Below are 7814 nucleotides of genomic sequence, written 5' to 3' on the forward strand. Positions count from 1 at the left end.
TACCGCGGCCTCTTCGTGAAGGCTGGTGTGATCAGGCCTTGGCGAACTCGAGGTCGAGGTTGATCTTGATCTTGTCGGAGACGAGCGCGTTGCCGCCGGGGGCTGCGGCGTCGAAGCTGAGGCCGAAGTCCTTGCGGTTGATCTCGCCCTGGGCCTCGAAGCCGGCGCGGGTGCCGCCCCACGGGTCGTCGGAGATGCCGTTGAACTCGTAGTCGAACGTGACGGGCTTCGTCACGTCCTTGATCGTCAGGTCGCCCGTGATGGTGTCGTCGCCGATGTTCGTGGCATTGAACGTCATCGTCGGGTACTTCTCGACGTCGAAGAAGTCAGCGCTCTTGAGGTGACCGTCGCGGTCGGCGTTACGGGTCTGGACCGATGCCGTCTGCACGGTGAACTCGAGCGTCGAGTTCTTGCGGTCCTCGGCGACCTCCGCGTTGACGCTGACGTCCGTGAAGCGACCCTTCACCTTGGTGACGGCGAGGTGGCGCGCGACGAAGCCGATCTCCGTGTGGTCGGCGTCGATGTTCCAGGTGCCGGGAGCGATGTCGTTGAGGGAAACCATGGTTGTGGTCCTTCCGTTGCGATGTGTGGTCGGTACTGAAATGACGATACACGCAGATAGTTGAACATTCAACTACACTGAAGAAACGTGGACGGAAACAAGATGTCCACACGAAAGCGTTGACACTGAACGAAACGTGAATCAACCCTCCGGTCGGACACCGGACGGTAGGGGCGCGCGACGGTGGTGAAGCACGAAACGGGCGGTGGAGGATGACGAAAGAGACGCGCTGGCTCGATGAGGACGAGCAGACGGCATGGCGTCACTACCTGCGGGCATCGCGCGCGCTGAGCCTCGCGCTCGATCGCGAACTCCTCGACCACGGCATGTCGCTGGCCGAGTACGAGATCCTCTCGATGCTGTCCGAGGCCGAGGGGCGTCGTCTGCGGATGGGGGCGCTCGCCGACCTCGTCGTCCAGTCCCGCAGCCGCATCACGCACACCGCCACGCGCCTGCAGCGACGCGGGTGGGTGACGCGGGAGTCGTGTTCCAGCGATTCGCGCGGGGTCGAACTCGTCCTCACCGACGGCGGCTACGACGCCCTCCTGCTCGCAGCCCCCGTTCACGTCGCGAGCGTGCGTCGATACTTCGTCGACACCATGGATGGCGACCAACTGAGCATCGTCGGTGACGGCATGCGCCGCGTGCACGAGCAAGTCGGTGGCGAGCGGGGCTGAGGCCCGCCAAGGGCGTTGTCAGGGGGCGGTGGGAGAATGGACAACATGAGTGGAAGCACCTCGAAGTCCGCAGAACTCCTGGCCCACGCGCGCACGGTGACGCCCGGCGGGGTGAACTCGCCGGTGCGCGCCTTCCGTGCCGTCGGTGGCACGCCGCGGTTCATCCGCGAGGCGAAGGGGCCGTGGCTCACGGACGTCGACGGCAACCGCTATGTCGACCTCATCTGCTCGTGGGGCCCGATGATCCTCGGCCACGCCCACCCCGACGTCATGGCCGCCGTCCAGGACGCGGCCTCGCGCGGCTTCAGCTTCGGCACCCCGAGTGAGAACGAGGTTGCCCTCGCCACCGAGATCGTGCGCCGCGTGGAGCCCGTCGAGCAGGTGCGCCTCGTCTCCTCCGGCACCGAGGCAACGATGTCGGCCATCCGCCTCGCGCGCGGCGCCACGGGCCGGAGCAAGATCGTGAAGTTCGCAGGCTGCTACCACGGCCACGTCGACGCGCTGCTCGCCGCAGCCGGCTCCGGCGTCGCCACCTTCGCCCTTCCCGACACGGCCGGCGTGCCGAAGTCGAGCGCCGGCGAGACCATCGTCCTGCCCTACAACGACGTCTCCGCGCTCGAGACCGCCTTCGCCGAGCACGGTGACGAGATCGCCGCCGTGATCACCGAGGCATCGCCCGGCAACATGGGCGTCGTGCCGCCCGCAGCCGGTTTCACGAAGGCGCTGCGCGACATCACGACCAAGCACGGCGCCCTGCTCGTCTCCGACGAGGTGATGACGGGCTTCCGCTGCTCCGCCGCCGGCTGGTTCGGCCACGAGGGCCAGCAGGGTGAGAGCGCCCCCGACCTGTTCACCTTCGGCAAGGTCATGGGCGGTGGCTTCCCCGCGGCCGCCTTCGGTGGCCGCGCCGACCTCATGGGCATGCTGGCGCCCGACGGTCCCGTCTACCAGGCGGGCACGCTGGCGGGTAACCCCGTGGCCACGGCCGCCGGCCTCGCCACGCTGCAAGGCTGCACCGACGAGGTCTACGCCCACCTCGACTCCACGGCGCACGCCATCGCCGACGCCGCCTCCGCCGAACTGACGAAGGCCGGTGTACCGCACACCGTGCAGTGGGCGAGCTCGATGTTCTCGATCTTCTTCCGCGACGGCGCGGTCACGAACTACGACGACGCGAAGGACCAGGACACCGAGGCCTTCTCGCGCTTCTTCAACGCAATGCTCGACCAGGGCGTCCACCTGCCGCCGTCGGCCTACGAGTCGTGGTTCGTCTCCGCCTCGCACGACGACGAGGCCGTCGCGCATGTGATCGACGCCCTTCCTGTCGCCGCGCGAGCCGCGGCCGCTCCCACAGACTCGGCTGCGACACTCTGACCATGACGAACGACGTCCCGCTTTCCCCGTCGACCGAGGCCCCCACCCCCACGACGAAGACGCTGGTGCACCTCGTGCGTCACGGCGAGGTGTTCAACCCGAAGAAGGTGCTCTACGGGCGCCTCGACGGCTACCACCTCTCCGAGCTCGGCCGTGAGATGGCCGAACTGACGAGCCAGTGGCTCGCTCCGCGCGACATCACCTACCTCGTCAGCTCGCCGCTCGAGCGTGCGCAGGAGACGGCCGCGCCGCTCGCCGAGAAGCTCGATCTGCCCGTCGTCCTCGACCCGCGCGTCATCGAAGCCGGGAACGATTTCGAGGGCCTGACCGTTGGATCGAACCCCAAGCAACTGCTCCAGCCCCGCTTCTGGCCGAAGCTCGTCAACCCGCTGCGGCCGAGCTGGGGAGAGCCGTACCAGGAGATCGCCGAGCGCATGTACACCGCCATCCTCGACGCCCGTGACGCCGCGGCCGGACACGAGGCCGCCGTCGTCAGCCACCAGCTGCCCGTGTGGACGGCCCGTCGCTTCGCCGAGGGCAAGCGCCTGTGGCACGACCCGCGATCGCGTGAGTGCACGCTCGCGTCGGTCACGACGATCGAGTTCACCGGTGACGAGATCACCGGCGTCCAGTACGCCGAGCCCGCGGGTCGCCTGCTGCCCAACTCGACACAGTCGGTGGGTGCCTGATGGCGCGCCGTGCCCGATCGCTCAAGGCAACCGCAGCGACGTCGCTCGCCCTTGCCGTCACCCTCGGTCTGAGTGCGTGCGGTAGCGAGCAGAACGACAGCATCAGCAAGCAGGCCCAAGCCGGCGACAACAAGGGCTATGTGGCCGGTGACGGTTCCGTCGAAGAACTTGCGGCCGCCAAGCGTGCCGAGCCCGTGAAGCTCACCGGCGAGACGCTGGACGGCAAGAAGTGGAACGTGGAGTCCGAGCGCGGCAAGGTCGTCGTCCTCAACGTATGGGGCGCGTGGTGCGGCCCGTGCCAGGCCGAGACGCCGCACCTCGAGAAGGCGTGGAAGAACTACGACAACGCGAACAAGCCCGTCGTGTTCATGGGCCTCGACCAGCGTGACTCCGACGCCGTCGCTAAGTCCACGCTCAAGAAGTGGGGCGCCACCTACCCGTCGCTGAAGAACGACGACGGGCAGAACCTGCAGGGTCTGCAGCGCAAGGTCGTCGCAACGCCGACGACGCTCGTGCTCGACAAGCAGGGGCGCATCGCGGCACGCGTCTCCGGTTCCACCACCGAGACCACGGTGCGGAACATGGTCGACAAGGTGCTCGCGGAGAAGGCTTGAGCTCCGGCGTTGCGGCGCTCGCTCACCTGACGAGTTCCCCCGAACAGATCGTCGCGAACGGCGCGTTGCCGCTCGCGATCTTCTTCGCTGCGCTCGCGGGGGTCGTCTCGTTCGCGTCGCCGTGTGTGCTGCCGCTCGTGCCGGGCTTCCTCGCCTACGTCACGGGCTTGACGGACGAGAAGCGACGCACCCGACTCGTGCTCGGCGCGTGCCTGTTCGTGCTCGGATTCTCCGTCGTCTTCGTCGGCATCCAGGCCGCCGTCAGCCTCGTCTACGACACGGTCGGCGCTCACCGCAGCCTGCTCACGCGCATCGGCGGCGTCATCGTCATCCTCATGGGGCTCATGTTCCTCGGCGTCGTGGGCCAGCGAGGCTTCACGGTGCGCTGGCGCCCGGCCGCGGGCCTCGTCGGGGCACCGTTGCTCGGTGCCGCGTTCGGTCTCGGGATGGCTCCCTGCATCTCGCCGGTTCTCGGCACGCTGGTGGCGGCCAATACGTCCCTCAACGCGGACAGCCAGGGGAGGGCTCTGTTCCTCACCGTCTGTTACGCGCTCGGCATGGGCCTGCCGTTCATCCTCATCGCCGCTGGGTGGAGCCGTGCCGAGAAGGCGTCGAAGTGGCTTCGTGACCACCACCGTCCGATCCAGATCGTCGGCGGCACTCTCATGATCGCCATGGGCTTGCTCATGGTGAGCGGGCTGTGGGAGGAACTCATGGCCCTCGTCCAGTCCAACCTCGTCAACCAGTTCGAAACGGTGATCTAGTGGCAGCCAAGAAGGCCCCGGGCAACAACGGGCCCGAGACCAGCGACGACGCAGCGGAGGGCGCAGCCGCCAAGAAGTCGCCGCGAGGCGGCGCGAAGGCCGGTGGCAAGTCCGGCACGTCGGTCAAGGCCGGCGCGAGCATCGGTGTCGTCGGCATGCTGCGCTGGTTCTGGCGCCAGCTGACGACGATGCGCACGGCGCTGTTCCTGCTGCTGCTCGTGGCCATCGCGGCCGTGCCGGGCTCGATCTTCCCGCAGCGCTCGATCGACGCCACCCGCGTCACCCAGTACGAGCAGGACCATCCCGACCTGTTCCCGTGGCTCGATCGCCTCGGGATGTTCAACGTCTACAGCACGCCGTGGTTCGCCGCGATCTACCTGTTGCTCGCCGTCTCGCTCATCGGCTGCATCATCCCGCGCACCAAGGTGCACTGGAAGGCGATGCGTTCCGGGCCGCCGAAGATGCCGCGCAACATCAAGCTCCTGCCGGCTCACCGCAACGAAACGCTCGACGCCAGCCCCGAGGCCGTCGCGCAGGCCGCGCGCGAGGTTCTCCGACCCACCCCGAGCTGCGCCACGTCCGCACCCGCGTGCGGACCCCGGGGCAGAACGGGTCACGCGAACGCGGGTTCGGCACCTTGAAGTACGAACGGCTCTACATCGATGAGATCGCCGACGCCGTCATGCTCGCCAAGCACGCCCAGGAGTACCGACTGGAGTACAACTCCATCCGCCCGCACGAAGCCATCGCCTGGAACCGGCCACTCGACGTCCATCTGGGGATCGCCGACCCGACGATCCCGACATTTCAAACCACCGAAATCCTGCCAACTACTTGACGCGGGACACAAGTTCGCCGACCTGGGGATGGTGCAGGTGCTTTGTACCGCTCGAGCAGAGTCGAACGTCATGCTTGGCCCAAAGCCGGGCAAAGTCAGGGCTGTTCATCGAGAGGTCGCCAACAAGTTCGGCGAGCAGGCGGTCGTCGGGGTACTGTGCGGCGACGTAGCGCAGCGAGGCGACAGCCCGTGCTGCTTCATCGGCCCAGTCGCGGTGCAGTTCGCGGGTGTGGGGGTCGAGAAATAGCAGCCGCAACTGGTTCGGGCGGGTTGCGGGGTCCTCCGGGGCCGCGAAGGGGAGGTGGCCAGCGACCAGCACGTGCCCGAGTTGGTTCCAGGCCAGGATGTCGTTACGGCGGCCGAGCAACAGTGCGGGCACGGTGGGCATCGAGGTGAGAAGCACGAGGGCTCCGCCGTTCGGGATCTCGGCGCGGGCGGTCCGACGACGCTTGGCAGGCGTAGGCCGCGCTAGCTCGAACAGATGCGCCCGTTCGGCGTCGTCAAGGTTCAGGGCTCGCGCCAGCGCATCAATGATCGCGTCGCTGGCATTGGTCGATTGCCCTTGTTCTAGTCGCGTGTAGTAGTTGGCGGAGATACCAGCGATCTGAGCGAGTTCCTCGCGTCGCAGCCCAGGCACCCGGCGCGTTCCCCAAACCGTGATCCCTGCCCGGTCGGGAGTGACCGCACCGCGCCGGCTGCGGAGGAAATCACCGAGCTCGTTCGCGGGCCGGACACGCTGCTGTTGAGGTCGCACCGGTCCAGTGTGGCTCACGCTTTACTGCGGAGAGTGCCCCTGTCAGGGGTACCAAGCGCAGGGATCTGGCTGCTCCGGTGGCGCGGCCCGAGGGTTGACCGCATGACCACCGATTCTTCGCTCGCGCCTGCTGATCAGGCCGCCGCGGATGCCGCCTTCGGCACCCGTGAGCGCATGGCGCTCTTCGTCCTCCTCACGGCGAGCTTCACTCTCGCCGTGGACTGAATCGCCCCGGGTTTGGTAGAGGCTGAGTAATGCCGTTTCGGCGGGCGCCGCAACGGTGTGCTGCTGATCGTAGTAAGCCTGCTCGAACTCGACCGGCGGGACGAGCCCGATCTCGCCGTGCAAGCGCTTGTGGTTGAACCAGTCGACGTACTCCGCGATCGCGATCTCCAACTCGTCGATGTTCTTCCACGGGCCACGGTTACGCACGAGTTCAGCCTTGAACAACGAGTTGAACGCCTCCGCCAGGGCGTTGTCATACGAATCGCCCGTCGATCCGACGGACGCGACCGCACCGGCCTCACCAAGACGCTGCGTGTAGCGAACCGCGACATACTGAACGCCCCTGTCGCTGTGGTGCCTCAGCCCCGTCACGTCCTGCCCGTCACGTTGACGGATCCACAACCCCATGTCCAGGGCGTCCAACGCCAGGTCGGTGCGCAGCGATTTCGACACCTGCCAGCCCACGACACGGCGCGAGTAGACGTCGATGACGAACGCGGCGTAAGCCCATCCACTGAATGTTCGGCAGTACGTGATGTCCGCGACCCACAACTCGTTCGGCGCCGACGCGGTGAAGTCCCGCTCGACCAAGTCCGGACGATCATCCGGGCCACGCCCAGGAATCGTGGTGCGGGGTCCCTTCGCGCGACTGACGCCGCGCAGGCCCGCAGCACGCATGAGACGTTCCACGGTGCAACGCGCCACGGTGATGCCTTCACGCACGAGTTCAGCATGGACCTTGCGGGCGCCGTACACGCCGTAGTTGTCCTTGTGAACCCGGCGAATCTGCGCCGCCATTTCTACGTCGCGAACCGCTCGCGGCGACGGCGGGCGCGTCTTCGCGGCGTAGTACGTGCTCGGTGCGATCTTGACCCCAGCCTCGGTGAGGGTGCGACAGATCGGCTCGACACCGAACTCATGCTTGCGATCGTCGATGAACTCCACGATCAGTGATGTGGGCGGTCGAGCTCCGCCGCGAAGAAAGCCGACGCCGATCGCAGGATGGCGTTCGCGCGCCGTAGCTCGCGGTTCTCCCGCTCGAGTTCGAGCAGGCGTTCGTGCTCGCTCGTCGTCACACCGGGGCGGGTGCCGGCATCGACTTCTGCCTGACTCACCCAGTTGCGCAGGGTCTCGGGATTCACACCGAGCTGCTCGGCCACCCTGCGTACTGCTCCTCGTCGCCGTTCCGGATCTTGGCGAGCTTTGATCGCGAGACGTGTCGCGCGCTCTTGAAGCTCTGCCGGGTACTTCCGTGGTGCTGCCATGCTGTCCATCCTCGCGTTGAATGACAGCCTCCACCGAACCCGGGGCGATTCA

The 7814-nt window shown here is 67.1% G+C and carries 9 protein-coding genes, 1 pseudogene and 1 other annotated feature; of the genes and pseudogenes, 7 read left to right on the forward strand and 3 right to left on the reverse strand.

Annotated elements, in window-relative coordinates; translation table 11 throughout:
- Positions 1 to 31 precede the first annotated feature (31 nt).
- Positions 32 to 562: a YceI family protein gene (locus B2284_RS02690; protein ID WP_006944768.1), complete on the reverse strand. Its 531-nt coding sequence runs from the start codon at positions 560 to 562 to the stop codon at positions 32 to 34.
- Positions 563 to 774: 212 nt separating this feature from the next.
- On the opposite strand from B2284_RS02690, the gene B2284_RS02695 reads away from it, so the two are divergent.
- From B2284_RS02695 to B2284_RS02725, 7 genes are read left to right on the forward strand one after another with little or no spacing between them, the layout of a single operon-like run.
- On the forward strand, positions 775 to 1239 hold the full coding sequence (locus B2284_RS02695; RefSeq protein WP_006944617.1) for a MarR family winged helix-turn-helix transcriptional regulator: 465 nt from the start codon (positions 775 to 777) through the stop codon (positions 1237 to 1239).
- 45 nt (positions 1240 to 1284) lie between these two features.
- Positions 1285 to 2613: a glutamate-1-semialdehyde 2,1-aminomutase gene (gene hemL / locus B2284_RS02700; RefSeq protein ID WP_136788241.1), complete on the forward strand. Its 1329-nt coding sequence runs from the start codon at positions 1285 to 1287 to the stop codon at positions 2611 to 2613.
- A gap of 2 nt (positions 2614 to 2615) precedes the next feature.
- Positions 2616 to 3302: a histidine phosphatase family protein gene (locus B2284_RS02705; RefSeq protein WP_006944756.1), complete on the forward strand. Its 687-nt coding sequence runs from the start codon at positions 2616 to 2618 to the stop codon at positions 3300 to 3302.
- Positions 3302 to 3916 carry a TlpA family protein disulfide reductase gene (locus B2284_RS02710; RefSeq protein ID WP_006944694.1) on the forward strand — a complete coding sequence of 205 codons (615 nt, stop codon included), beginning with the start codon at positions 3302 to 3304 and terminating at the stop codon, positions 3914 to 3916. The genes B2284_RS02705 and B2284_RS02710 overlap by 1 nt, the downstream gene beginning before the upstream one ends.
- Positions 3913 to 4680, forward strand: a complete 768-nt coding sequence (locus B2284_RS02715; protein ID WP_006944738.1) for a cytochrome c biogenesis CcdA family protein — start codon at positions 3913 to 3915, stop codon at positions 4678 to 4680. The genes B2284_RS02710 and B2284_RS02715 overlap by 4 nt, the downstream gene beginning before the upstream one ends.
- The gene (locus B2284_RS14420; protein WP_006944613.1) at positions 4680 to 5321 is read left to right on the forward strand and encodes a cytochrome c biogenesis ResB family protein; all 642 of its coding nucleotides are present in this window, start codon (positions 4680 to 4682) and stop codon (positions 5319 to 5321) included. Before B2284_RS02715 ends, B2284_RS14420 begins: the two co-directional genes overlap by 1 nt.
- Entirely contained in the window at positions 5270 to 5518 is a 249-nt protein-coding gene (locus tag B2284_RS02725; RefSeq protein ID WP_240742479.1) for an integrase core domain-containing protein, read from the forward strand. Before B2284_RS14420 ends, B2284_RS02725 begins: the two co-directional genes overlap by 52 nt.
- On the opposite strand, the gene B2284_RS02730 is transcribed toward B2284_RS02725, so the two are convergent.
- Both B2284_RS02730 and B2284_RS02735 read right to left on the reverse strand, forming a co-directional pair.
- Positions 5511 to 6272: a helix-turn-helix transcriptional regulator gene (locus tag B2284_RS02730; RefSeq protein ID WP_136788242.1), complete on the reverse strand. Its 762-nt coding sequence runs from the start codon at positions 6270 to 6272 to the stop codon at positions 5511 to 5513. The genes B2284_RS02725 and B2284_RS02730 overlap by 8 nt on opposite strands.
- A gap of 288 nt (positions 6273 to 6560) precedes the next feature.
- A pseudogene (locus B2284_RS02735) lies at positions 6561 to 7762 on the reverse strand (IS3 family transposase); the annotation flags it as partial.
- Positions 7356 to 7484, reverse strand: a sequence feature (AL1L pseudoknot). (Overlaps the previous pseudogene by 129 nt.)
- Positions 7763 to 7814: the final 52 nt, after the last annotated feature.

Origin of the sequence: Dermacoccus sp. UBA1591, assembly GCF_002322065.1 — a bacterium.
In the GTDB taxonomy this organism is placed as follows: Bacteria; Actinomycetota; Actinomycetes; order Actinomycetales; family Dermatophilaceae; genus Dermacoccus; species Dermacoccus nishinomiyaensis.

Bases quoted from the DNA above. Each gene is read 5' to 3' on its own strand.
- B2284_RS02705 (WP_006944756.1), top strand. From the start codon at position 2,616: ATGACGAACGACGTCCCGCTTTCCCCGTCGACCGAGGCCCCCACCCCC.
- B2284_RS02710 (WP_006944694.1), top strand. From the start codon at position 3,302: ATGGCGCGCCGTGCCCGATCGCTCAAGGCAACCGCAGCGACGTCGCTC.
- hemL (WP_136788241.1), top strand. From the start codon at position 1,285: ATGAGTGGAAGCACCTCGAAGTCCGCAGAACTCCTGGCCCACGCGCGC.
- B2284_RS02695 (WP_006944617.1), top strand. From the start codon at position 775: ATGACGAAAGAGACGCGCTGGCTCGATGAGGACGAGCAGACGGCATGG.
- B2284_RS02690 (WP_006944768.1), bottom strand. From the start codon at position 562: ATGGTTTCCCTCAACGACATCGCTCCCGGCACCTGGAACATCGACGCC.